The organism is Sphingomonas naasensis (genome assembly GCF_004792695.1).
GTDB classification, from domain to species: Bacteria; Pseudomonadota; Alphaproteobacteria; order Sphingomonadales; family Sphingomonadaceae; genus Sphingomonas; species Sphingomonas naasensis.
In genome coordinates this window covers 73,332-98,024 of sequence record NZ_SRXU01000001.1, presented here as the reverse complement: position 1 = coordinate 98,024, position 24,693 = coordinate 73,332, and the positions used below count along the sequence as shown (strand labels likewise).

At 68.3% G+C, this 24,693-nt stretch carries 24 protein-coding genes; 14 read left to right on the top strand and 10 right to left on the bottom strand.

Annotated elements, in window-relative coordinates; genetic code table 11:
- Positions 1–12: 12 nt before the first annotated feature.
- Positions 13–723, bottom strand: a complete 711-nt coding sequence (locus E5A74_RS00520; protein WP_135981770.1) for an SDR family NAD(P)-dependent oxidoreductase — start codon at positions 721–723, stop codon at positions 13–15.
- A gap of 21 nt (positions 724–744) precedes the next feature.
- Positions 745–2,205, bottom strand: coding sequence for an amidophosphoribosyltransferase (gene purF / locus E5A74_RS00515; protein ID WP_135981768.1), 1,461 nt, complete (start codon positions 2,203–2,205; stop codon positions 745–747).
- 129 nt (positions 2,206–2,334) lie between these two features.
- On the opposite strand from purF, the gene E5A74_RS00510 reads away from it, so the two are divergent.
- The 7 genes from E5A74_RS00510 (at position 2,335) to E5A74_RS00480 (ending at position 7,708) form a co-directional block, all read left to right on the top strand.
- Complete coding sequence (locus tag E5A74_RS00510; RefSeq protein WP_135981766.1) at positions 2,335–2,583, top strand: Rho termination factor N-terminal domain-containing protein; 249 nt, start codon at positions 2,335–2,337, stop codon at positions 2,581–2,583.
- A gap of 152 nt (positions 2,584–2,735) precedes the next feature.
- The gene (hisI, locus tag E5A74_RS00505; RefSeq protein WP_135981764.1) at positions 2,736–3,098 is read left to right on the top strand and encodes a phosphoribosyl-AMP cyclohydrolase; all 363 of its coding nucleotides are present in this window, start codon (positions 2,736–2,738) and stop codon (positions 3,096–3,098) included.
- On the top strand, positions 3,095–3,592 hold the full coding sequence (locus tag E5A74_RS00500) for a hypothetical protein (RefSeq protein ID WP_135981762.1): 498 nt from the start codon (positions 3,095–3,097) through the stop codon (positions 3,590–3,592). Before hisI ends, E5A74_RS00500 begins: the two co-directional genes overlap by 4 nt.
- A gap of 248 nt (positions 3,593–3,840) precedes the next feature.
- Positions 3,841–5,346, top strand: a complete 1,506-nt coding sequence (gene metG / locus E5A74_RS00495; protein WP_135981760.1) for a methionine--tRNA ligase — start codon at positions 3,841–3,843, stop codon at positions 5,344–5,346.
- Entirely contained in the window at positions 5,343–6,122 is a 780-nt protein-coding gene (locus E5A74_RS00490) for a TatD family hydrolase (RefSeq protein WP_135981758.1), read from the top strand. Before metG ends, E5A74_RS00490 begins: the two co-directional genes overlap by 4 nt.
- A 138-nt stretch (positions 6,123–6,260) precedes the next feature.
- Complete coding sequence (locus E5A74_RS00485; RefSeq protein ID WP_135981756.1) at positions 6,261–7,028, top strand: MBL fold metallo-hydrolase; 768 nt, start codon at positions 6,261–6,263, stop codon at positions 7,026–7,028.
- On the top strand, positions 7,025–7,708 hold the full coding sequence (locus tag E5A74_RS00480) for a retropepsin-like aspartic protease family protein (protein WP_240699584.1): 684 nt from the start codon (positions 7,025–7,027) through the stop codon (positions 7,706–7,708). The genes E5A74_RS00485 and E5A74_RS00480 overlap by 4 nt, the downstream gene beginning before the upstream one ends.
- A 5-nt stretch (positions 7,709–7,713) precedes the next feature.
- Here the strand turns inward: E5A74_RS00480 and pncB are convergent, their stop codons facing one another.
- Entirely contained in the window at positions 7,714–9,018 is a 1,305-nt protein-coding gene (pncB, locus tag E5A74_RS00475; protein ID WP_135981754.1) for a nicotinate phosphoribosyltransferase, read from the bottom strand.
- Positions 9,019–9,048: 30 nt separating this feature from the next.
- On the bottom strand, positions 9,049–9,750 hold the full coding sequence (locus tag E5A74_RS00470) for an NUDIX hydrolase (RefSeq protein WP_135981752.1): 702 nt from the start codon (positions 9,748–9,750) through the stop codon (positions 9,049–9,051).
- Between the two features lie 76 nt (positions 9,751–9,826).
- Here E5A74_RS00470 and E5A74_RS00465 point away from each other — a divergent pair, with 76 nt between their 5' ends.
- From E5A74_RS00465 to E5A74_RS00445, 5 genes are all read left to right on the top strand, one after another.
- Positions 9,827–10,420 (top strand): isochorismatase family protein, encoded by a 594-nt coding sequence (locus tag E5A74_RS00465; protein ID WP_135981750.1) that lies wholly within the window; start codon positions 9,827–9,829, stop codon positions 10,418–10,420.
- Positions 10,417–11,391, top strand: coding sequence for a radical SAM protein (locus E5A74_RS00460; RefSeq protein ID WP_135981748.1), 975 nt, complete (start codon positions 10,417–10,419; stop codon positions 11,389–11,391). The genes E5A74_RS00465 and E5A74_RS00460 overlap by 4 nt, the downstream gene beginning before the upstream one ends.
- Before the next feature lie 296 nt (positions 11,392–11,687).
- On the top strand, positions 11,688–12,242 hold the full coding sequence (locus E5A74_RS00455) for an RNA polymerase sigma factor (RefSeq protein ID WP_240699583.1): 555 nt from the start codon (positions 11,688–11,690) through the stop codon (positions 12,240–12,242).
- Positions 12,243–12,347: 105 nt separating this feature from the next.
- Entirely contained in the window at positions 12,348–14,102 is a 1,755-nt protein-coding gene (locus tag E5A74_RS00450) for a vWA domain-containing protein (RefSeq protein ID WP_135981744.1), read from the top strand.
- 160 nt (positions 14,103–14,262) lie between these two features.
- Positions 14,263–15,390: a tetratricopeptide repeat protein gene (locus tag E5A74_RS00445; protein WP_166745543.1), complete on the top strand. Its 1,128-nt coding sequence runs from the start codon at positions 14,263–14,265 to the stop codon at positions 15,388–15,390.
- Positions 15,391–15,404: 14 nt separating this feature from the next.
- Here E5A74_RS00445 and E5A74_RS00440 read toward each other — a convergent pair whose 3' ends face one another.
- The gene (locus E5A74_RS00440; RefSeq protein ID WP_240699582.1) at positions 15,405–16,232 is read right to left on the bottom strand and encodes an outer membrane beta-barrel protein; all 828 of its coding nucleotides are present in this window, start codon (positions 16,230–16,232) and stop codon (positions 15,405–15,407) included.
- A gap of 148 nt (positions 16,233–16,380) precedes the next feature.
- On the opposite strand from E5A74_RS00440, the gene mazG reads away from it, so the two are divergent.
- The gene (mazG, locus tag E5A74_RS00435; RefSeq protein WP_135981738.1) at positions 16,381–17,133 is read left to right on the top strand and encodes a nucleoside triphosphate pyrophosphohydrolase; all 753 of its coding nucleotides are present in this window, start codon (positions 16,381–16,383) and stop codon (positions 17,131–17,133) included.
- Between the two features lie 66 nt (positions 17,134–17,199).
- Positions 17,200–18,183 (top strand): serine hydrolase domain-containing protein, encoded by a 984-nt coding sequence (locus tag E5A74_RS00430; protein WP_206365731.1) that lies wholly within the window; start codon positions 17,200–17,202, stop codon positions 18,181–18,183.
- 4 nt (positions 18,184–18,187) lie between these two features.
- Here E5A74_RS00430 and E5A74_RS00425 read toward each other — a convergent pair whose 3' ends face one another.
- The 5 genes from E5A74_RS00425 to E5A74_RS00405 form a co-directional block, all read right to left on the bottom strand.
- Positions 18,188–18,898 (bottom strand): hypothetical protein, encoded by a 711-nt coding sequence (locus E5A74_RS00425; protein WP_135981736.1) that lies wholly within the window; start codon positions 18,896–18,898, stop codon positions 18,188–18,190.
- Positions 18,899–19,019: 121 nt separating this feature from the next.
- A complete protein-coding gene (gene hflX / locus E5A74_RS00420) occupies positions 19,020–20,309 on the bottom strand; it encodes a GTPase HflX (protein ID WP_135981734.1) in 1,290 nt (429 codons plus the stop codon).
- Between the two features lie 6 nt (positions 20,310–20,315).
- Complete coding sequence (gene hfq / locus E5A74_RS00415) at positions 20,316–20,807, bottom strand: RNA chaperone Hfq (RefSeq protein WP_135981732.1); 492 nt, start codon at positions 20,805–20,807, stop codon at positions 20,316–20,318.
- A gap of 231 nt (positions 20,808–21,038) precedes the next feature.
- Positions 21,039–22,418 carry a nitrogen assimilation response regulator NtrX gene (gene ntrX / locus E5A74_RS00410; protein WP_135981730.1) on the bottom strand — a complete coding sequence of 460 codons (1,380 nt, stop codon included), beginning with the start codon at positions 22,416–22,418 and terminating at the stop codon, positions 21,039–21,041.
- Positions 22,418–24,673, bottom strand: coding sequence for a sensor histidine kinase NtrY-like (locus tag E5A74_RS00405; RefSeq protein WP_135981728.1), 2,256 nt, complete (start codon positions 24,671–24,673; stop codon positions 22,418–22,420). The genes ntrX and E5A74_RS00405 overlap by 1 nt, the downstream gene beginning before the upstream one ends.
- Positions 24,674–24,693: the final 20 nt, after the last annotated feature.

The following is a 24,693-nucleotide window of genomic DNA, read 5'->3' as shown; positions in this document are numbered from 1 at the left end:
CTCGCCCGTCGGTTACTCCACCCGCTCGAAATGCCCGGTCTCGAACCCTGAGGTCGCGAGCTGGAGAATGCGATCGGCCACTGCCTCGGGCGCCTTGACCGTCTCCGGATTTTCGCCCGGATAGGCCCGCGCGCGCATCTTGGTGCGGGTCGCGCCGGGATCGATCACGCCGACGCGGACGCCGCTGATGTGGCGCACTTCCTCGCCATAGCTGAGCAGGAGGTTCTCGAACGCCGCCTTGGAGGCGCCATAGCTGCCCCAATAGGCGCGCGGGGTCCGCCCGACGCTGGAGGTCAGGCCGATCACGCGGGCCTGCTTCGCCGCCTTGAGCAGCGGATCGAACGCAGCGAGCATCGCCGCCTGGGCAGTGACGTTGAGCGTCAGCACCTTGGCGAATTCCTTGAAGTCGATCGCCGGCACCGCGCTGAGGCTGCCGAGCGAGGCGCCGTTGAGCACGAGCAGGTCGAGCGCCGGCCAGCGCTCGCTCACCGCGGCGGCGAGCCGCGACACGCTCTCATTCTCGGTGAGATCCATCGGCGCGATCGTCGCGCTGCCGCCGGCCGCGTAGATCGCCTCCTCGACTTCCTCGAGCCCGCCGGCGGTGCGCGCCGTGAGCACGACATGCGCGCCGGCCGCGCCGAGCGCCCTGGCGGTGGCCGCGCCGATGCCGCGGCTCGCGCCGGTGACGAGGGCGATCTGGTCGGCGAGGGGCTTGTCGGTCATTCGAACTCCGGAAAGGTCAGGTCAGCCGACCCGTTCCTCCAGAAGCGCGAACTGGTCAAGCGGCGGCGCCAGCTCGTCCTGATCGGTGAGCGTGGTCGGATAGTCGCCGGTGAAGCAGGCATCGCAATATTTGGGGCGGATGTCGGGCCGGCCCTGCTCGCCGAGCGCCTTGTACAGCCCGTCGATCGTGATGAAGGCGAGGCTGTCGGCATGGATGAAATCGGTCATCCCGTCGACGTCGAGCTTGGCGGCGAGCAGCTTGGCGCGCTCGGGCGTGTCGACGCCGTAGAAGCAGCTGTGCCGGGTCGGTGGCGACGCGATGCGCATATGCACCTCGGCGGCGCCGGCCTCGCGCATCATCTGGACGATCTTGAGGCTGGTGGTGCCGCGCACGATCGAATCGTCGACCAGCACGACCCGCTTGCCCTTGATCAGATCGCGATTGGCGTTGTGCTTGAGCTTGACGCCGAGGTGACGAACCTTGTCGCCCGGCTGGATGAAGGTGCGGCCGACATAATGCGAGCGGATGATGCCGAGCTCGAACGGGATGCCGCTCTGCTGGGCATAGCCGATCGCGGCGGGGACGCCCGAATCGGGGACGGGGACGACGAGATCGGCCTCGACCGGCGATTCGATCGCGAGCTGCGCGCCGATCGCCTTGCGCACCGAATAGACCGAGCGATTGTCGCTGATCGAATCGGGGCGCGAGAAATAGACATATTCGAAGATGCACGGCCGCGCCGCCTGCGGGGCGAACGGCTTGTGCGAATGGAGCTCGTTGCCCTTGACGATGACCAGCTCGCCGGGCTCGACGTCGCGGACATATTCGGCGCCGACCACGTCGAGCGCCACCGTCTCCGAGGCGAAGACGATCGTCTCGTCGAGCTTGCCCATCACCAGCGGGCGGATACCGAGCGGATCGCGGCAGGCGATCATGCCCTCGGGCGTCATGCAGATCAGCGAATAGGCGCCCTCGACCTGCTTGAGCGCGTCGATGAAGCGATCGAGCAGCGTGCGGTAATGCGAGGTCGCGACGAGGTGGATGATCACCTCGGTGTCGCTGGTCGACTGGAAGATCGCGCCGCGGCGGACGAGATCGCGCCGCAGCCGCATCGCGTTCGAGATGTTGCCGTTGTGCGCGACCGCGAAGCCGCCGGTGGCGAGCTCGGCATAGAGCGGCTGGACGTTGCGGATCGCGGTGTCGCCGGTCGTCGCATAGCGGACATGGCCCGCCGCGGTGGTGCCCGAGAGGCTGCGAATCACGTCGTCGCGGTCGAAATTGCCCGCGACATGCCCCATCGCGCGATGGGTGTGGAACTGGTGACCGTCCCAGCTGGTGATGCCGGCGGCCTCCTGGCCGCGGTGCTGGAGCGCGTGGAGGCCCAGCGCGACCAGCGCGGCTGCGCCCTCGGCATTGGACACACCGAAGATGCCGCACTCCTCGCGCAGCTTGTCGTCGTCATACGGGTTCGTGGTAAGCATCAGCCCTCGAGGGGGTTGGACCTCTTTCCCGGCCATATAGGCACTCCGTCCGCTTTTGTCGCCGGTTTGTCACAAGGAAATGAACCGCCAGGCCATTTCGCCGGTTTTTCAAGGCGAAAGGAGCCGAACATGGCCAAGGATCACGGACCCGGGATCAAGAATGACGAACTCTACGAGAAGCTGCGCGACGACGGCGCCTCGAAAGAGAAGGCGGCGCGAATCGCCAATGCCGAGGCGGCGGGGACGCTCGACCGTGAAAGCACGCATCTCGAGAACCGCTCGAAGGACGAACTCTATGCCGAGGCGAAGGAAATCGGGATCGAGGGGCGCTCGAAGATGGACAAGGACGATCTGATCGACGCGATTCGCGAGCATTGAGGCGACCAGTCTTCGCCGTCACCCCGGCCTCGTGCCGGGGGCCACGCGGCAACCAGGGTTGCCGTTGAACCTCCAGTCTTTCCCTCGCCGCATGGTGGACCCCGGCACAAGGCCGGGGTGACGAACAGGGGGCCAGGCGCTAAGCAGCCAGCGTGACCGACGACCGCGACACCAGCCTCACCCTCGACCCCAAATATGACGCCGCCGGGCTGATCATCGCGGTGGCGACCGATGCCGCGACCGGCGAGCTGCTGATGCTCGCGCATATGAACGCCGAGGCGCTCGCCGCGACGCTTGCCAGTGGCGAGGCGCATTTCTGGTCGCGCAGCCGCGGACGGCTGTGGAAGAAGGGCGAAAGCTCGGGCCATGTGCTGCGCGTGATCGAGGCGCGGATCGATTGCGACCAGGACGCGCTGTGGCTCAAGGTCGAACCCGCCGGCCCCGCCTGCCACACCGGCGCGCGCAGCTGCTTCTTCCGCCGCATCGAGGACGGCCGGCTGGTCCGCGACGCATGAGGGCGGCGGCGCTGCTGCTCCTGCTCGCGCTCGGCGGCTGCTCGGGCGGGCAAAGCGGCGGCAACGGCCAGGCGCCGCAGGACCTCGAGAGCGCGGCGATCGCGCGCGGGCTGGTCCGCGACCCCGACGACAGCGACCTCACCGGCCTCTATGCCCGCGACACCGACCGGATCTGCATCGTCCGCACCGGCTCGACCTACCGGATCGGCGCCTATGTCGATTATGGCGACCGCATCACCTGCAGCGGCTCGGGAACGGTAGAGCGCGACGGCGGGAGGCTGCGGATCGCGCTCGGGAAGGACGGCGGCTGCCGGTTCGACGCGCAATATGACGGCGATCACATCAAATTCCCCGGCGTGCTGCCCGACGCCTGCAAGCCGCTCTGCGCGCGCCGCGCCTCGTTCACCGGGCTCGAGGTGACGCGGCTGAGCGAGTCGGGGGCTGAAGCCGCCGCGATGCGCGATGCCGCCGGGCGGCGGCTTTGTGGGGAGTAAGGAAGGCACCAAGATAAGTTTGTTCGCGCAGAGGCGCAGAGGACGCAGAGAAGGGGAGCGCGCCGCAGCGCGCTTCTCATCTTCGAGGATTTGATGGGGGCTGCTGGCGCAGCCGGGCCAAGTCCCTCTGCGCTCTCTGCGCCTCTGCGCGAATCTCCTTCCTTCTCTTCGTGCCTTTGCGTGAAACCCTTCTTCCCCTCACGCGCCACGAGGTTGCCCCCATGCGTCGCCGCTCCTAAAGCCCCGGCATGGCCGATCCCTTCTACATCACCACTGCGATCCACTATCCCAATGGCCGGCCGCATATCGGCCACGCTTATGAGATGATCGCCGCCGACGCGATCGCGCGTTTTCAGCGCCAGCACGGCCGCGACGTGTTCTTCCAGACCGGCACCGACGAGCACGGCCTCAAAATGGTCAAGACCGCGCGCGACCGCGGCATCGAAGCGCGCGAGCTTGCGGATGAAATGTCAGGTTATTTCCGTGAGATGGCGGAGAGACTCGACATTTCGTGCGATCGTTTCATCCGCACCTCCGAGCCGGAGCACTATGCCGCGAGCCAGGCGATCTGGAATGCGATGGCCGAGGCCGGCGACCTGTATCTCGATCGCTACGAGGGCTGGTATTCGGTCCGCGACGAGGCGTTCTACGAGGAGAAGGAGCTGCGCGAGGGGGAAGGGGGCGTCAAGCTCTCGCCGCAGGGCACCCCGGTCGAATGGACCGCCGAGGAGACGTGGTTCTTCAAGCTTTCCGCCTATCAGCAGCCGCTGCTCGACTTCTACGCCGCCAATCCCGACTTCATCCGTCCGGAATCGCGCCGCAACGAGATATTGCGCTTCGTCGAGGGCGGGCTGGTCGATCTCTCGGTGAGCCGCACCAGCTTCGACTGGGGCGTGCCGGTGCCCGGTTCGCCCGATCACGTGATGTATGTCTGGGTCGATGCGCTGACCAACTACATCACCGGCGCGGGCTATCCCGGCGACGCGCAGCGCTTCGCAAAATATTGGCCCGCCGACCTCCACCTGATCGGCAAGGACATCGTCCGCTTCCACACGGTCTATTGGCCCGCCTTCCTGATGTCGGCCGGGCTTCCGCTGCCCAAACAGGTGTTCGGCCATGGCTTCCTGCTCAACCGCGGCGAGAAGATGTCGAAATCGGTGGGCAATGTCGTCGATCCGATGCAGCTCGCCGAGCTATACGGCGTCGACGCGCTGCGCTATTTCCTGCTGCGTGACGTCAGCTTCGGCAATGACGGGACGTTCAGCGACGAGGCGATCGTCACGCGCGCCAATGCCGATCTGTCGAACAGTTTCGGCAACCTCGCCCAGCGCGTCCTCGCCTTCATCGCCAAGAATTGCGAAGGCCATGTGCCCGAGGGCAGGGCAGAGGCGGCCGACGCCGCGCTGCTCGCCGAAGTCGATGTCGCCTGCGCCGCGTTCCGCTCGGCCTTCGATGATCTCGCGCTCAGCCAGGGCGTCGAGGCGTGGATGACCGGCGTGTTCGCCTGCAACCAATATATCGACGCGCAGGCGCCCTGGGCGCTGCGCAAGACCGATCCCGAACGGATGAACGCGGTGCTGCGCACGTTGCTGCGCGCGATCCGCCAGCTCGCCACGACGATCGTCCCGGTGATCCCGACCTCGGCGGGCAAGTTGCTGATCCAGCTGCCCTCGATCGACGACGAGGACTTCCGCATCGCCGCGCCGACCCCCATCTTCCCGCGACTGGAATTGCAGGCGAGCGAGGACGCGTGAGACTGGCCGACAGCCATTGCCACCTGATCTACAAGGGGCTCGGCGAGCAGCAGCCCGAGGTGCTGGCGCGCGCGCGCGACGCCGGGGTGGTGGCGATGCTCAACATCTCGACGCGCGAGAATGAATGGGATGACGTCATCGCGGTGGCGGAGCGCGAGGCGGACGTCTGGGCGAGCGTCGGCATCCATCCACACGAGGCCGATCAGCACCCCGACGTCGACACCGCCAAGCTGGTCGCGCGCGCGGCGCATCCCCGCGTCGTCGGGATCGGCGAGAGCGGGCTCGATTATTATTACGACCATAGCGACCGCGACCGCCAGCGCGACAGCTTCCGCGCGCATCTCGCCGCGTCGCGCGAGACGCAGCTGCCGATCATCGTCCATACCCGCGACGCCGAGGCCGACACCGCCGAGATCCTGCGCGACGAAATGGGGAAGGGCGCCTTTCCGGGGGTGATCCATTGCTTCACCGCGAGCGGCGCATTCGCCGACGTCGCGCTCGACCTCGGCTTCTACATCTCGATCTCGGGAATCGTGACCTTCAAGAACGCGAAGGAGCTGCAGGAGACTGCGGCGCGGCTGCCGCTCGATCGGCTGCTGATCGAGACCGATGCGCCGTTCCTCGCCCCGGTGCCGCATCGCGGAAAGACCGGCGAGCCGGCGTTCGTGGCGGACACGTGCAAGTTCCTCGCCCAGCTGCGCGGCGAAGACCCCGAGCAACTCGCCGAGGTCACCCGGCAGAACTTCCACACGCTGTTCGCCAAGACGCTGGTGTGAAGCCTGCTGCGCCATCCGCATGCCAAAGCCCTCTCCCGCCTGCGGGTGAGGGTTGGGTGAGGGTGAATCGCGGATGATGGCGCGCGCATTGCGCCTAACCCTCACCCCGACCCTCTCCCGCAAGTGGGAGAGGGGGCAATGAAGATCCGCATTCTCGGGTCGGGCACATCCTCCGGCGTGCCGCGGATCGGCAACGACTGGGGGCAATGCGATCCGGAGGAGCCGCGCAATCGCCGCACCCGCGCCTCGGTGATCGTCTCCACCGACACGACCACGATCCTGATCGACACGAGCCCCGACATGCGCGCGCAATTGCTCGCCGCCGAGGTCAGCAACGTCGATGCGGTGATCTGGACGCACGATCATGCCGACCACACCCATGGCATCGACGATCTCCGCCAGCTCATGCACATCCGCAACGGCGAGCCGGTGCGCGGGCTGGCGCGGCCGTTCACGCTCGAGCAGCTCCAGATCAAGTTCCCCTATGCCTTTTTCGGCCGCAAACTCTATCGCCCCTCGATCGCGATCGCGCCGCTGCCCGACGAGCTGACGATCGGTGATATCCGCATCTCGGTGGCCGATCAGCCGCATGGCGGGATCACCTCGGCCGGGCTGCGCTTCGAGAACGCGGGCAAGGCGATCGGCTATGCCACCGATTTCCACGAAATGACCGACGCGATGCGCGCGCTCTACACCGGGCTCGACATCTGGGTGGTCGACGCGCTGCGTCGCGCGCCGCACCCGACGCATCCCCATCTCGCCAGCGTCCTCCAATGGATCGGCGAGCTCGCCCCGCGGCGTTCCGCGCTGGTTCATATGGACCAGTCGATGGACTATATGCGTCTGGCCGCAGAGCTGCCCGCCGGGGTCGAGCCGGGCTATGACGGCCTGGAGATGCCGGCGTGAACGACTGGGACAGCATGGACCTGATCTGGCTGGTGGGCGTGCTGGTGCTCGCGCTCAGCGCGCTTTCGGTGCGGCGGCTGTCGTTCGGCCTCGTGCTGCGCTCGCTGATCAGCTGGGCGCTGATCATCGTGCTGACCGTGCTGGCGGTGGCGCATCGCCACGAGATCGGCGCGATGTTCGCCGCGGCATCGGCGAAGCTCGGGATCGACGACCAGCAAGTCGAGGGCGAGACGGTGCGCATCCGCATGGCGCCCGACGGGCATTTCTGGGCGCGGGTGAAGCTCAACGGTGTCGAGCGGCGGATGCTGATCGACAGTGGCGCGACGATCACCGCGATTTCGAGCGAGACCGCCGCGGCCGCCGGCATCGACCCCGATAACGGCTTGCCGGCGTTGATCGAGACTGCCAACGGCACCGTCCAGGCGAAGCGCGGCACCATCCAGCGGCTCGGCATCGGTCCGCTCGAGACCGCGGATCTCGGCGTGGTGGTGTCCCAGAGCTTCGGCGATCTCGACGTGCTGGGGATGAACTTCCTCTCGCGGCTGCACAGCTGGCGGGTCGAGAACCGCACGCTGATCCTCGAGCCGCGCAAGGACTCGGCCGACAAGGGCGGCGACGCCACCACCGACCCGAAGGACTCCGAGCCGAAGCACCGCCGGCGCGACGATTCCGGCGGCTGAGCCGGCTAGACCGTCACCGGCTGGGCATCGCGATCGGCATTGCCGAAGACCCGCAGATAGCGCGCGATCTCGGCCGGCTCGCCGGTGGCCTTTTCCAGATTGTCGGAGAGCTTGACCGCCGGGCGGCCATTGGCGCTGATCACCTTGCAGACCAGCGAGATCGGGGCGAGCCCCGCGTCGCCATCGGGATCGCAGCCGCGGAAGTCGTTGGTCAGGTTGGTGCCCCAGCCGAAGCTGGTGCGCACGCGACCGTCGAAATGACGATAGGTTTGCTCGATCGAATCGACGTCCATGCCGTCGGAGAAGATCAGCAGCTTTGTGCGCGGATCGCGGCCATGCGCGCGCCACCACGCCATGATTTGCTCGCCGCCGGCGATCGGCGGCGCGCTGTCGGGACGGAAGCCGGTCCAGTCGGCGACCCAGTCGGGCGCGTCGCGCAGAAAGGCGGTGGTGCCGAACGCATCGGGCAGCGCGATCAGCAAATTGCCGGCATAGGTGTGCCGCCATTCGTCGAGCACGCGATAGGGGGCGGTGGCTAGCGCGGCATCATTCTCGGCGAGCGCGGCGCTGACCATCGGCAGCTCGTGCGCGTTGGTGCCGATCGCCTCGAGATCGCCGTCCATCGCCAGCAGCACGTTCGAGGTGCCGATGAAGCGGCCGCCCAGACCTTCCTTCACTGCCTCGACGCACCAGCGCTGCCACAGAAAGCCGTGCCGCCGACGGGTGCCGAAATCGGAGAGGATGAGATCGGGGAGCGCCCGCAGCCGCTCGACCTTCTCCCAAAGTTTCGCCTTGGCGCGGGCATAGAGGACGTCGAGCGCGAAGCGGCCCTTGTCGCGCATCGCGGCGCGCGCGCGGAGCTCGTTGATGATCGACAGCGCCGGGATCTCCCACATGGTGGTGTGCGTCCAGGGGCCGGCGAAGCGCAGCTCGAACTGCCCGTCGACGGTGCGCAGCTCATATTCGGGCAGCTGGAAATCCTTGAGCCAGGCGAGGAAATCGGGCTCGAACATCCGCGCCTCACCGTAGAAGCTGTTGCCGGCGAGCCAGATCAGCTCCTTCTTGGCGAAACGCACGGTGCGGGCGTGATCAAGCTGGGCGCGCAGCTCGGCCTCCTCGATCACCTCGGCGAGGCGCACCGTGCGGGTGCGATTGATCAACCCGAAGGTCACCTGGACATCGGCATGGCGCCGCCAGATCAGCTGGAGCATCAGCAGCTTGTAGAAATCGGTGTCGAGCAGGCTCCGCACCACCGGATCGAGGCGCCAGCCATGATTATAGGTGCGGGTGGCGATGTCGGTATAGACCATCAGAGGCTCCAGAGGGGAGGAGAGGGCGGCTCAATCGCCGTCGTTAAGGCGAAACAGCTCGGCGGGGCGATGCGAGGCATCCGCTTCGCGTGTGCCGGTCGCGATCAATCGGCCGCGATCGAGCATCCGGCGGCGAAAGCCGGGCTTGTTGAGCGGAACGCCCAGCACCGCCTCGTGCACGTCCTGCAGCGCGCGCAGCGTGAAGCGCGCGGGCAGCAGCGCGAATGCGATGTCCGAATAGTCGATCTTGCCGCGCAGCCGATCGCGCGCGCGGGTGAGGATTTGGGCATGGTCGAACGCGAGGGGGAGCGAAGCCCCGTCCGGGCTGCGCGCCGAGACCGGGTCTCCGGCTAGCGCAGCGGCGGTGACGCGCCCGCTGCGGATCGCCGCCGCCATCTGATCCGCGCGCAGCAACGCGAGATAGGCGATGGTGATCACGCGCATCCGCGGATCGCGATCGACCGCGCCGAAGCTGTAGAGCTGTTCGAGATGGGCGTCGTCCATCCCCGCCTTGTCGCGCAGCAACCGCAGCGCGGCGGCGTCGAGGCTCTCGTCGATCCCGACAAAGCCGCCGGGCAGCGCCCAGCATCCCGCCTGCGGCGGTTGATCGCGCCGCATCAGCAACGCGGCGAGCTGGCCATCGTGCATCCCCAGCAACACGAGATCGACGGTGACCGAGGGCCGTGCGAACGCGGACGGATCATAGTCGCGGAGAAAGGCTTCGTCGGTCATAGCGCTTATATCCATTTCGCGCTTTACTTATATCCGTTATGCGCATATGTCAATCGGCAACGAATGGAGGTACGCGATGCAACGCTTCGTGATCGTGGTGGATACGCAGGCCGATTTCATGCTGCCCGAAGGGGCGCTTCCGGTCGCGGGGGCGGATCGCCTGATCGGCGCGATGGACGCGTGGCTGGCAAAGCTGTCGCCCCACGATACGGCTGGTATCTTGTTTACCTTCGACACGCATCGCACCGAGCTCTATCCGGCATCGCCCGAGGCGGAAGAGTTTCCGATCCACTGCGTCCAGCGCACGCCCGGCTGGGAGAATGTGCTCGACATCGCCGCGATCGCGCCGGGGATCCCGGTCTACCGGCTCGAAAAGGGCGTGTTCGACATGTGGGTCGAGCCCGATCTCGTGATCGTGGCGGACGCGAACGGCGAGACGATCGCGCGCGACGCATTCTTCGCGCGGTTGCGCGCCAGCGGGGTGGCCAGCGTCACGGTGATCGGCGTGGCCGCGGACTATTGCGTGCGCTGGGCGATCGACGGGCTGCTCGCGCGGGGCTTCGCCGTCGACGTGCCCGTGGCGCTGACGCGCGGCATCGCGCGCTCGATCGAGCAGGTAGTCGAGAGCGATTTCACCGGCACGCCGGTCCGGCTCGAGGCGGCGGCATGATCGTCCTCTGGCGCGTCTCGAACCATTGCAACCTCGCTTGCCCGTTCTGCGCCTATGACAAGCGCCTCGCGATTCCACGCGAGCAGGCCGATCCGGCGCAGGTCGCGCGGATGATCGACTTGCTTGGCGCGTGGCGGCGGGAGCGGGGCCGGCCGGTGCTGCTGAGCTGGCTCGGCGGCGAGCCGCTGCTCTGGGCGCCGCGCGAGGCGCTCGACGCGCGTGCGGTGGAGAATGGCATCGGTCTCAGCCTGACCACCAACGGCACGCGGCTCGGCGCCGCGCGCGTGCGCGACGAACTGGTACGGCGCTACCGCGAAGTGACGATCAGCATCGACGGGCCGGCGGCGTTCCACGACGCGATGCGCGGCTGGCGCGGCGCCAATGACAAGCTCGCCGTCTCGGTACCCGCGCTGGTCGCCGCGCGCGACGCCGCGGGCAGCGCGCTCAAGGTGCGCGCCAATGTCGTGCTGATGCGCGACAATATCGGCGCGTTCGCGGCGCTGTGCCGTGCGCTCGCGGGCTGGGGAATCGACGAGATCAGCTTCAACCAGCTGGGCGGACGCGACCGGCCCGAATTCTATCCGGCGCATCGCCTGCGCGCGGAGGATGTCGCGCTGCTCGCCGGGTTGGTGCCGCGGCTGCGCGCCGAGCTCGCCACGTCGGGCACCGCGTTGGTCGGCGGTCCAGCCTATCTCGACCGCATCGCCGACACCGTGGCGGGGCGTCCGCTGCCGATCGCCGATTGCCGGGTGGCCGAGAGCTTCCTGTTCATCGACGAGGCGGGCCGGATCGCGCCGTGCAGCTTCGCGCCCGAGCATTTCGACCTGTCGGTCGATGCGCTGCGGACACCGGCCGATCTCGACGCGCTGCCGCAGCGATTGCAGGCGCATCAGCGCGCGCGTCCTGCGCGCGACTGCGCCGATTGCCCGAGCACCCAGCAATTCGCCAAATTCGCTTCGCTGGCGGCCTGATTCCGCGGTCGACATCGCGGAAGGGCGGCAGGAACAGGCCGCAAACCCACCGGTCTGTCAGAACGATAATATACATTATGTAAAATGTGGATCTGCGCCAATGGAGGTTTCTTCGGCGGCGTCGGCATGCTCCGCAATGCCCCTTTCGCCCTGATGCGCGCAGGGCGGTGGCAAGCTGGCCGGGAATGAGGCAAATAGCCCGCTATGGGGGAAGCTGGCGTCGCGCTGTTTCGGGAAACGATGCGCCCTGCCGCTGCGGGCGCCGTCCGCCTTTCTGCCGGGACGGCCCTGATCCCGTGACCGTGCCCCCCACCGATCCCGACACCGATCCCGACGCCGGGCTCGTCGCCGGCGCGCAGGCCGGCGATCGCGACGCCTTCGCTGCGCTGCTCGCGCGCCATTATGACCGGATCCACGCGCTCGCTTGGCAATTGACCGGATCGCGCGCCGATGCCGACGATGTCGCGCAGGACGTGTGCTGCACGCTGGTCACGCGGATCGGCAGCTTTCGCCGCGAGGCGCGGTTCACGACATGGCTGTGCGGCATCGTATACAATGCATGCCGCGACCTGCATCGCCGCCGGCGCTCGTTCAGCGGCGTCGCGGCGCGGCTCGCGGTGCTCGCCGGGCTCGCGCGCGGCCCCGATGGCCGCGACCTGCACGACGCGCTGTGGGTGAAGAGCGCGATCGCCGGGCTGCCGCCCGCCTATCGCGACGCCGCGGTGCTCGTCGCCGGCCAGCAGCTGACCCATGGCGAGGCGGCAACGATCCTGGGCGTGGCCGAGGCGACGGTGTCGTGGCGGATGCACGAGGTGCGCCGCAGGCTCGCGGGGCATGGCGAAGACGCGTGACGGCGCCCCGATAAAAAATTTCAGCGGCGGCCCAAGGATCTCCCGCGGCGGCGCGTCGAAGGAAGACGCGGACGAATTCGCCCGCCGTCACCAAGGGAGAAAGACATGCCCCGCTTTTCCGAGAGTATCGCCACCGGGCTGATCGTCGCGCTGCTCGCGTCGTGCGCCGGTCCGGGCAAGCCGGGATCGCCGGCCGCCGACGCCGCGCTGCCCGAAGCCAGCCCGACCGAGACCGCATCCGAGGTCGTCGTGACCGGCACGCGCCCCGTGGCGATGGAGCAGCGGAGCGTAAACGCGGTCACCAGCATCACCAGCGAGGATATCGGCCGCTTCGCCTCGCCGCCCCCGCCCCCTGCGCCGCTCGTCGTCACGAGCAGGGCCCGGATCGCCAGCCCCGATCGGATGGGCGGCAATCTCTATTATCAGGACGTCGGCCGCGACAAGTTCACCGCCACGCCGCAAAACGTCTTCAAGGTGGTGCGCGAGGAGCCGGTGTCGACCTTCTCGCTCGACGTCGACACGGCGTCCTATTCGTTCGTGCGCGGTTCGCTCAATCGCAATCTCCTGCCGCAGCCCGCCGCGGTGCGCACCGAGGAGTTGGTCAATTATTTCCCCTACGACTATGCCGCGGCGCGCTCGGCGCAGCAGCCGTTCAGCACCAATGTCGCGGTGATGCCGAGCCCGTGGTCGCCGGGACGCCAGCTCGTCCGGATCGGCGTAAAGGGCTATGCGATCGAGCATGCGACGCGGCCGCGCGCCAATCTCGTGTTCCTGATCGACACCTCGGGCTCGATGAACGCGCCGAACAAGCTGCCGCTGGTCAAGCAATCGCTGGCGATGCTGCTCGACCAGCTCGACGCCAACGACAGCGTTTCGATCGTCACCTATGCGGGGAGCGCGGGTACCGCGCTCGAGCCGACCCCGGCGCGCGAGAAGGCGCGGATCCGCGCGGTGATCGACCGGCTCGGCGCGGGCGGCAGCACCGCGGGCGCCGAGGGCATCCGCCAAGCCTATGCGCTCGCCGGACAGAATCTCGATCCGAGGGGCGTCAACCGGGTGATCCTCGCCACCGACGGCGACTTCAACGTCGGCATCACCGATCGGGAGGAGCTGAAGGGCTATGTCGAGCGCGAGCGCGGCAAGGGCGTGTTCCTCTCGGTGCTCGGCTTCGGCATGGGCAATTACAACGACGCGCTGATGCAGACGCTCGCCCAGAACGGCAACGGCGCCGCGGCCTATATCGACACGATCAACGAGGCGCGGAAGACGCTGGTCGACGAGGCGAGCTCGACTCTGTTCCCGATCGCCAAGGACGTGAAGATCCAGGTCGAGTTCAATCCGCGCACCGTGGCCGAATATCGGCTGATCGGCTACGAGACGCGGATGCTCAACCGCGACGATTTCGACAATGACAAGGTCGATGCCGGCGATGTCGGATCGGGGCAGACGGTGACGGCGATCTACGAGGTGACTCCGGTCGGCGGGCCGCGCACGATCGGCGATCTTCGCTATGCGCCGCCCACGGCGACCGGCGGGCCGGTCGGCGAGCTCGGCTTCGTCAAGATCCGCTACAAGCTGCCCAAATCCGACACGAGCCGGCTGCTGACCACGCCGATCGACCGGCGCGTCCAGTATGGCCGGTTCGAGGACGCGCCGCGCGATGCGCGCTTCGCGGTGGCGGTCGCGGGCTTTGCCGAGCTGCTGCGCGGCGGGCGTTACAATGGCGCGCTGAGCTATGACGATGTGTTGCGCATCGGCGGGGCGGCGCGCGGCGAAGACGATTTCGGCTATCGCGCCGAATTCCTCCAGCTGGTCCGTGCCGCCAAGACGGCACAATCGATGGCGGCACTGGGGCAGTGACGCCGGCGGAGTGCCGGCGCCCGAGGGTGACGGCACTCCCCTCCCCGCACATGCCCTTCGACGCGGCGTGGATTGCCGCTATAGGTCAGCCGATGTTCGCACGCCGTCTCCACTGCAACCGGAACTCCCGACATCGGCCGGAAGCGCGCGGAGAATGTGTGTGAACGGCGACGACGAACTCGCCCGGCTGCTCCCCGAGCCGCCACCCCCGCGCCCTGCCCGCCGCGACGCGACGATCGCGCTCGCGATGCGGCGGTTCGACGGCGATGCGTCGCCTGCTCCTGCAGCAGCAGCTGAACCGGCGCGTCCGGGCTGGCGCATGGCCTGGGGACCGACCGGTGCGCTCGCGTCGATCTTGCTGGTGGCGCTGATCGGGGTACCGATCGCCTTGCGCAACCCGGGCGGCGATCTGGCGAGGCCCGTGCCGGAACACGCCGCTCCCGCGCCGAAACCCCCGACGGACAATCTCCCGAAAGCGGCGGAGGCCGCCCAGCCGTCTGACCGGCCCGCCGGCACCTCGCCATCCCCGTCGCCTGCGAGACCCGAGGCGAACGCCAGCGGGCCACCGGGCGTCGCGGGGGCCCCCGTCGTCGCCGGAGCGGCGGAGCCGGCGCGCGAAGTCGCCGCCGCGCCGCCTCCCCCACCGCCTCCGCCTCCCCCGCCTGCGCCCGCGAGCAAAGCGGTGGACAGGGTGATCGCGGAGGACATCGGCGAACTGGTGGTCAGCGGCCGGCGGGCTCCGCCGCCGCAGGCGATGGCGTCGGCATCGGCGATCACGGCCGTGACCGAGGAGGCACTGCCGGCGGACAACAGCATCGTGGTGACCGGCACCCGCGTTAGTCGTGCGCGCACGGGATCGGGCCGGGGCGACTGGAACGCCTGCACGGTCGAAGATCCCGGCCGGGCGTTGGGCGGGTGCAGCCGTGCGATCGACGCCGACGGCAAGGGCGCGCGCGGCGCGGCGGGCGTGCAGCTTGCCGAAGGCCTGCAACGCGGCTGGCAGCGCGATTGGCCGGGCGCGATCGCGGCATTCGACGCGGCGATCGCGCTGCAGCCGCGGCTGGCGCTGGCTTGGCTCAACCGCGGGCTGGCACACCACCAGGCGGGCGACCTCGAAGCCGCCGAGGCCGATCTCGACCGCGCGATCCGCTATGCGCCGCGGGCCGCGCGGGGCTATTATCACCGCAGCCTCGTACGCGCGGCACGGGGCAATGCGCGCGGTGCCCGCGCCGATGCCGCGCAGGCGCTTCGCCTCGATCCCGCCTATGAAGGCGTGATCGAGGACTGAGCGGGTCGGTCCGCTCAGCGAAACCCGATCTGGAGGAACGCGGCGGGACCGTGGAAGCGGTAACGCAGCCGGCCCTCCCAGCGCGCCTTGTCGGCATCGACGCGGTAATCGACATAGCGATACATCACCCCGATCCCGACATTCTCGACGAAGCGATACGAAAGCGCCGCCTGGCTGTTGATCAGCCGCCCGCGATAATCGTCGATGCCGAGCGCCATATAGTCGACTCGCGCCGTGGCGCTGACCCGAGGAAGCAGGCGGGCGTGGGCGAACAGGCCGACCGTGGGCATCGGCGCGAAGATGCGTCGGCGCCGGACCTGCGTGCCGGCGCTGACGTTGCCGATCCGCCCGGCGCCCGAGATCGACACTTCGAACCGGGTGGCGTGGAGGCCGATCGCCGCGCCGATCTCGGCCTTGTCCGAGCGAACGAAATCATAGCCGACGGTCAGCCGGTAAATGTCCGAGTCGAAGCCGCTCGTCACGCTCACTCCGACCGGGTAGCGGACATCGTCGAACACGATCTCGCGCTCGATCGATCGCGTCGCGTTGCGCTTGAGCGCGTAATAGTCCGCAGCGACGACGAGCCGCGGGCCGATCCGGATGCCGCCGCTGACCGAGGCGAGCGTCTGGCGGTCCTCGAGCGCGAGATCGCCCTCGAGGTCGATCTCGGCGGCGGGCAGCGGGATCACCTTCGACTGGACGCGAACATGCGAATCGACATCGGGCCAATAGGCACCGGCTTCGAGCCAGACCTTGTCGCCGACGGCCTGCGCGGAAGCCGGGGTCGCGGCCGATACCAGCGCGGCGGCTCCACAGCAAAACAGGCGAGACCGGCGCCGCATCATGGGAAACCCTCATGCCGAGACCGGCCATGCTGAAGGGCGCGTCCGCACTCGGCCATCGGCAGAACTACCGATTTGGCGCGTCCTCACCCCTGGCGCAGGGCGAGCGGCATTGCGCGGACGGCGCGATCCGGAATAAGCCGATCCGGTGACTTCGACCGATATCGACCGCCTCGTCGCGATCATGGCTCGCCTGCGCGATCCCAAAACGGGTTGCGAATGGGATACCGTCCAGACCTTCGCGACGATCGCGCCCTATACGATCGAGGAGGCCTATGAAGTCGCCGACGCGATCGCGCGCGACGACATGGCCGAGCTCAAGGACGAGCTTGGCGATTTGCTCTTCCAGGTCATCTTCCACAGCCGCATGGCCGAGGAAGCCGGGCAGTTCGCGCTCCAGGACGTGATCGACTCGATCAGCGACAAGATGGAGCGCCGCCACCCGCACATCTTTCTCGGCCAGACCGAGGGCGGGCATCATCTCTGGGAGCAGATCAAGGCGGCCGAGCGCGGCGCCAAGGGGCAGGAAAGCGCGCTCGACGGCGTCGCGCTGGGGCTACCCGCCCTGCTCCGCGCCGAGAAGCTCCAGAAGCGCGCCGCGCGGACCGGCTTCGACTGGCCCGACCCCGACGGCGCGCGCGCCAAGATCGACGAGGAACTCGCCGAGGTCGAAGCCGCGACATCGCCCGGGGAGCGCGAGGAAGAGATTGGCGACCTGCTGTTCGCGGTGGTCAACTGGGCGCGCAAGCACGGCATCGATCCCGAGGCGGCACTGCGCGGCGCCAACACAAAATTCGAGCGTCGTTTCAAGATGATGGAAGCTGAAGCTGGCGATACGTTCGAGGCTTTGACGCTCGACGCCAAGGAAGCGCTCTGGGTCAAGGCCAAGACGCGGGGTTGAGGCAGCGACCGTTCCGGAAAGGGGATCCCTGTGCGTGTGATGCTTTGCGCCCTGTTTCTCGCGTGCGTGCCGGCCGCCCTCCCCGCCCAGGCGCAGGCCGATCGCGGGCTCGAGCGCGTGCTGGCGCAGTCCGATGGCGATCCGCATCCCGATCTGCGCGCGGTGATTGTGCTGCGCGACGGCAAGGTGGTCGCCGAGCGCTATTATAATGGCGAGACCCCGGATGCGCTCCACGACATCCGTTCGGCCGGAAAGAGCGTCACCGCGCTGCTCGTCGGGATCGCGCACGATCGCGGGCTGATCCGCAGCATCGACGACAGCGTCGCCGACTACTGGCCCGAGGCGCGCGGCAGCGCGATCGGCGCGGCGCGGCTGGCGGACGTGCTGACGATGCGCTCGGGGCTTGCCGCGTTCGACGAGGATCCCGCATCGCCGGGCAACGAGGACAAGCTCGATGCGGCGCCCGATCCGCTCGCCTTCGCCCTCGCGGTGCCGCGCGCGGACGCGCCGGGCGGTGTCTATCGCTATAATTCGCTGACCAGCTATGTCGCGGGGATCGTGGTGGCCCGGGCGGCGCGCCAGTCGATGGTCGATTTCGCCGATATCGCGCTGTTCCGCCCGCTCGGCATCACGCGCTGGCGCTGGGCCGCGGACAGCGCGGGGATCACCAAGGGCCAAGGCAATCTCTGGCTCACCGCGCGCGGCTTCGCGACGATCGGCGAGATGGTGCGCGCCGGCGGGGACTGGCGCGGCCGCCGCATTATCAGCGCCGGCTGGCTGCGCGACGCGCTGGCGCCGAAGGTGACGATCTCGGCCAGCGATCCCTATGCCGATGGCTATGGCTATTTCTGGTACGCGAAGACGCACGACATCGCGGGCAGGCGCGTGCCGGTCTCGTTCGCGTCGGGCAATGGCGGCAACAAAATCTATGTGATCCCGAGCCGCCGCATGGTCGTCGCGATCACGTCGAGCGCCTATGGCCGCGGCTATGGCCAGCGCCGCTCCGAAGCGATCCTCAAGGCATTGCTCGCCGCCGATCGCGCGCGCTGAACCCCTATTCGTCCGACGCGTCCTGCCCGGTCGAGGCGGCGGCGCGTGCCATCGCGACATAGGCGGTGAGCCGCGGCTGCTCGTGGAAAGCAGCGAACGCGGTATCGATCTGGGTGCGCAACAGGCTGCACAGATCGGCATAGTCGCGCACGGCATGGCTATAGATGATCAGCCCGCTGCCGAGGCGCAGCCGGCGGCGTTCCTCGGGGATGCCGTCTGCCTCCTCGCTTTCGTAGATCTCGGTGATCCGCGCGTTGACGGCGTGGAGATTGCTGCGGATGCTCGAAAAGGGCACGACGATCTCGGGCGGCAGATCGCCGACGCTGATCTGGCGCAACGCCTCGATCAGCTCGTTGGTGCGATGCTCGCGGAGCGCCATGCCGTGGCTCGCCTCGTTGCTGGGATCGCAGGCGACCATCAGCCGATCGGCGACCAGCTCGAGCGTCTTGTGGGCGAGCGCGATCGCGGCGCGCGCGTCCTCGCATTTCTCGAGCCGGGCATCGGCGCCGGCCTGGCGGACCTCCGAATTGGCCACCGAGAGCGCGATCAGGATCGCGAGGATCGAGCCGACCGCCTGCAGCCACGCTGCGGTGGTCTGGCCCCAGATGCCTTCGCTGTCGTGCCTGGCCGCGGCGACCATGATCACGATCGACGCGAGAAGCGCGAGCGCGATCGCGATCGTCCAGCGTATCGTCGATCCCTCGGGCTTGCGCATCGCATCCTCGCATCGCGAGTCCCGGGTATCGCGCGCCGGCCTGCGCCCTTCCTATTCGGATTTGTCCCGATCCTGGCGCGGGTCGAGCACGCGCCGACGACGCGGCGTTACCGCGCCGAGGTCAGCCCCGCGTCAGGAACCGCTCGTGATCGCGCGGCGCCATGCGCACCTCGTAGACCGATCGGTCGCCCTCGACGCGCTGATCGAGCACTTCGCCATGCTGGTGCAGCCATGCCGCGCCGGCGCCGTCGGCGGGGTCGAGCGTGATCGTGTAGCGACGATGGCCGGCGGTGAGCCGCGCGGCGACCGTCTCGATCAGCGTGTCGACCCCTTCCCCGGTAACCGCCGAGATCGGCATCACGTCGTCGCGCTTGCCGGCGTCCTCGATCAATTGCTCGCGGTCTTCCTCGTCGAGCAGGTCGAGCTTGTTCCATGCCTCGAAGCGCGGCGTGGCCTCGGCGACGCCGATCTCGCTCAGCACCTTCTCGACATCGGCGCGCTGCGCCTCGCTGTCGGGATGCGCGATGTCGCGGACATGGATCAGCAGATCGGCCGAAACCACTTCCTCGAGCGTGGCCTTGAACGCCGCGACGAGCTGGGTCGGCAGCTCGGAGACGAAGCCCACCGTGTCCGAGAGGATCGCCTTGTCGATGCCGGGCAGCGAGATCTGGCGCAGCGTCGGGTCGAGCGTGGCGAAGAGGAGGTTCTCCGCCATGACGTAAGCGCCGGTCAACCGATTGAAAAGCGTGGACTTTCCGGCGTTGGTATAGCCGACCAGCGCGATCACCGGCCAGGGCGCGCGCTGGCGCCGGTCACGGTGGAGCGTGCGGGTGCGGCTGACCTGGTCGAGCTCTTTCTTGAGCCGCGCCATGCGGTCGCGGATCAGGCGGCGGTCGGCCTCGATCTGGGTCTCGCCCGGGCCGCCGAGAAAACCGAAGCCGCCGCGCTGGCGCTCGAGGTGAGTCCAGCTGCGCACCAGCCGGCCCGCCTGATAGTCGAGATGCGCGAGTTCGACCTGCAACCGGCCCTCGGCGGTGCGCGCGCGCTCGCCGAAGATCTCGAGGATCAGCCCGGTGCGGTCGATCACCTTGCAGCCGAGTGCCGTCTCGAGGTTGCGCTGCTGCACCGGCGTCAGGCCGGCGTCGAACACCGCAAGCTGAAGCTCTTCGTCGCGCACCGTCTCGGCGATCGCCTCGACCTGACCCGAGCCGATCAGCGTGCCCGGCTTGGGCTGGCGCAGCTTGACCGACATTTTCTCGCGCACCTCGACGCCGATCGCGGCGGCGAGCCCCGCGGTCTCCTCGAGGCGCGCCTCCGCATCGCGCGAGCTGCCGCCCATATCGGGATAGACGACGATGGCCCGCGCGCCGCGGGCGAACTCGTCGGCGTCACGTTCGAAACCGGTAGTCATGCGTCCTCAATCGCCGTCGGGGGCGGTGGTTTCCTCGGCGAGGTTGAGCGGGTGCGCCGGCTGGATCGTCGAGACGGCGTGCTTGTACACCAATTGCGCCATGCCCTCGCGCTGGAGCAGCATGCAGAACAGGTCGAACGCGGCGATCTGGCCCTGCAGCATCACCCCGTTCACCAGGAACATCGTGACGTTTTCCTGCTGCTTGCGCACGGCATTGAGAAAAATTTCCTGCAAAACCGGGTTCTTGTGCTGGAATTCTCCGGCCGCTTCGAGGAGCGCGGCGAGATCGACCGGACCGGCCGGCATGATCGTCGAGATGGCGTGCTTGTAGATCAGCTGCGACTGGCCGTCGCGGCGGAGCAGCACCGAGAAATTGTCGAACCAGGTGACGATCCCCTGGAGCTTGACGCCCTTCACGAGGAACATCGTCACCGGCACCTTGGAGCGCCGAAGCGAGTTGAGGAAAAGATCCTGAAGCGAGGTCTGCTTCTCGGCCATCACGGTTTCCTTCTATTCTTGGCGGGGTCTGTCCCGCTTCGCGCCGGTTTCCGGCGTCGGAATGCCGCGCCACCTCGGCGCGCAGCGCCAATCTAGGCGGTGCGGCGGCGCGCGTCCACCGATATGCTCGGGAGGGTCCCGTCATCCCGGCAAAGGCCGGGATCCACAGGCGTGGACGACATCGCCCCGAACGCCGGGCCCCGGCCTTCGTCGGGGTGACGGTTGTCGATGCTAGTCCTCGCGGGTCTCGGTGATGCCGAGCAGCTTCAGCTTGCGGTGGAGCGCCGAGCGCTCCATCCCGATGAAGCTCGCGGTGCGCGAGATATTGCCCGAGAAGCGGCGGATCTGGACGCGCAGATATTCGCGCTCGAAGGTCTCGCGCGCCTCCTTGAGCGGCGCCCCCATGATCGCGTTGGCGCCGCTGCCATTGCCGATGTCGCCGGGCTTGCCGAGGACTTCGGGGGGCAGCAGATCGAGATCGATCCGGCCGATCCGGTCGCCGGGGGCGAGGATCACCGTCCGCTCGACGACGTTGCGCAGCTGGCGGACATTGCCCGGCCATTCATAGCTCTGCAACGCGACCACCGCGTCGGCGGCGACCTCGGGGGTCGGCACGCGGCGCTCGCCGGCATAGTGCGCGACGAAATGCTCGACGAGCACCGGAATGTCCTCGCGGCGCTCGGTGAGCGGCGGAATCACCACCGGCACCACGTTCAATCGGTAATAGAGATCCTCGCGGAAGCGGCCCGCGGCGATCTCGGCCATCAGGTCGCGCGCGGTCGCCGAGACGACGCGGACGTCGACCTTGACGATGCGCGTTCCCCCCACCCGGCTGAAGCTCTGATCGGTGAGCACGCGCAGAATCCGCGCCTGCGTCGCGACCGGCATGTCGGCGATCTCGTCGAGGAACAGCGTGCCACCATGCGCCTGCTCGAGCAGCCCGGGGCGGACGAGATCGCCGCCCTCCTCGACGCCGAACAATTCCTCCTCGACGCGCTCGGGCGTCATCCGCGCCGCGCTGACGATCACGAAGGGCGCCGAGGCGCGCTGGCTCCAGCCATGGAGCAGCCGCGCCGCGACTTCCTTGCCGACGCCGGGGCCGCCGGTGATCAGCACGCGGCTGCCGGTCGAGGCGACCCGCTTCAGCGTGGCGCGCACCGTGTTGATCGCCGCCGAGGTGCCGGTGAGGTCGTTCTCGCGGCCCACCGACGCGCGCAGCGACACGACTTCGCGGCGCAGCCGCTCGGTCTCGGTCGCGCGCTCGACGAGCAGCAGCAGCCGCTCGGCCTCGAAAGGCTTCTCGATGAAATCGGCGGCGCCGCGGCGGATCGCGGCGACCGCGGTGTCGATATTGCCGTGCCCCGAGATCACCAGCACCGGGATCGAGGGATCGCGCCGCTTGATCTCGTCGAGCAGCTCGAGCCCGTCGAGCCGCGAGCCCTGCAGCCAGACGTCGAGCAGCACGAGGCTGGGACGGCGTTCCGCAATGGCTTCGAGCGCGGAATCGCTGTCGGCGGCGCCGCGCGTGGCATAGCCCTCGTCCTCGAGGACGCCAGCGACCAGCTCGCGGATGTCGCGTTCGTCGTCGACGACTAGGATATCGAGGCTCATCAGGATTTTCCGCTTCTGGTAAGTGCCGGGGCCTTGGGTTCGGCCGGTTCGGCGTCACTATGCTGCTGGGCGAGTCGTTCGAGCGCTTCGGTGTCGAAGGCGATGGAAACCACCGTGCCGCCGCCCTCGCGGTCGGTGAAGCTGATCGTGCCGCAATGCTCCTCGACGATCTTCTTGACGATCGCGAGGCCGAGCCCGGTGCCGCGGCTGCGCGTGGTCATATAGGGCTCGACGATGCGGTCGCGCTCGACCGGCAGTCCCACGCCATTGTCGGAGACAGTGAGCAGGATGCGCGTCGCGTCGCCCGCCGTGATGGTGAGCCCGACCTCGCCCTGCGGTAGCGCCTCGCCCTCGCCGCGTCCCTCGATCGCCTCGACGGCATTCTTGATCACGTTGGTGAGCGCCTGGCCCATCTGGCGGCGATCGCAGACGAGGCTCGGCGGCTCGTCGGGCGCGCTGAGCTCGAAGCGGATCGTCGGATGCGCGACTTCGTGGAGGAACATCGACTGGCGCGCGATGTCGAGCAGCGATTCGCGCCGGAACAGCGGCTTGGGCATGCGCGCGAAGGACGAAAATTCGTCGACCATGCGCCGCAGATCGCCGACCTGGCGGACGATCGTGTCGGTGAGCTGGCTGAACACCCCGTCCCCACCCTCGATCTGCTTGCCGTAGCGGCGCTTGAGCCGTTCGGCGGCGAGCTGGATCGGCGTGAGCGGGTTCTTGATCTCGTGCGCGATCCGGCGCGCGACGTCGGACCAGGCGGCGCGGCGCTGGTCGAGCAATTGCTGGGTGATGTCGTCGAAGGTGAGCACCTGCCCGGCTTCGTCGGACGTGATCTTGACCGCCAGCGTGCGCGCCTCGCCGCCGACGGTGACCTGCACCACCGCCTCGCGCTCCGCGCCGTCGAGCAGCGCGTCGAGCTCGGGCGCGATGGCCGCGAGCGGCTTGCCGACCGATTCTTCCTCGCTGCGCCGAAGCAGCGCCATCGCCGAGGCGTTGGTCAGCCGCACGACGCGGTCGGCGCCGATCGAGATGACGCCGGCGGAAACGCCCGACATCACCGCCTCGATCAGCGCGCGGCGGCTCTCGAGCTGGGCGTTGGCCGAGACGAGCTCGGAGGTCTGCTCCTGCAGCCGCTCGGTCATTCCGTTGAACGCGACGCCGAGCGTGCCGATCTCATCCTGCGTCTTGGTGATCGAGACGCGCGCGGTGAAATCGCCGCCGGCAACCCGGCGTGCCGCGCCGACGAGCTGGTTGATCGGCCGCACCAGCCGGTCGGCGAAGGCCAGCGCCGCGAACATCGTCAGCCCGACGATGAGCAGCGCCACGACGAACAGCGCGATGTTGAACTTGAGCTGGAGCGACAGCGCGCGCTGCTGGATCGAGGCATATTCGCGGTTGATCGCGTCCGCCGAGGTCACCTGGCGGTTGAGGAACTCGACGTTCACGCTGGTCGCCGCGTAGAGGTAGAGATTGTCGGTGCCGGCGACCTGGGTGATCACCCAGATCGCCTGGCTGTCGCGATCGACGTAGGGAAAGCGGCCGGGCTTGAGCGCATCGAGCAGCTTGGGATTGACGCGGCGGGTGAGCGTCGCCTCGGGCGGCGGATTGAAGCTGTACAGGACCTGGATCTGCTGGCCGGGCTCATAGATGAACAGCGCCGACTGCTCGAGATTGCGGTAATAGGTCTGCTGATCGAGAAAGGCCTGGAACTCGGGCGATCGCGCCGGGATCCGCGGATATTCGCGCGCCAGATCGACGGTGATCGCATTCGCTTCGCCCGCCCAGCGCTGGGCGACGAGGTTCTGCCCTTCCTGCGCGAGCTTGAGCGAGGCGTTGAACGCGGTCTGGGCGCGGTCCGACAGCCAGAACTGGGTGCCCGACTGGAACATCACCGACGCCGCGATCACGGTGAGCACGATCGGCACGCTCGCGATCAGCGAGAACATCGCGACGAGGCGGACATGGAGCCGCCCGCCCCCGCCCGCGGCCGAGCGTGCGGCGCGGCGGCGCGCGATGCGGCGTCCGGCGAGCACGATCAGCGCCACCAGCGGAACGAGATTGGCGAACAGCAGCAGCACCCCGGCGACCGGGCTCAGAAGCCGCCCCATCGCATCGGTGCGCTGGACGATCAGCCAGGTCACGACGGCGGCGCAGATCGCGACGATGAGGACGGCGGCCTCGACGGCGGGCGTGACCCCGAACCGCCGCTTGCGCGGTGCGGCTTCGGCAATCTGCTCGGTCACGGCATCCATCGTTGCAGGGATACAACCAG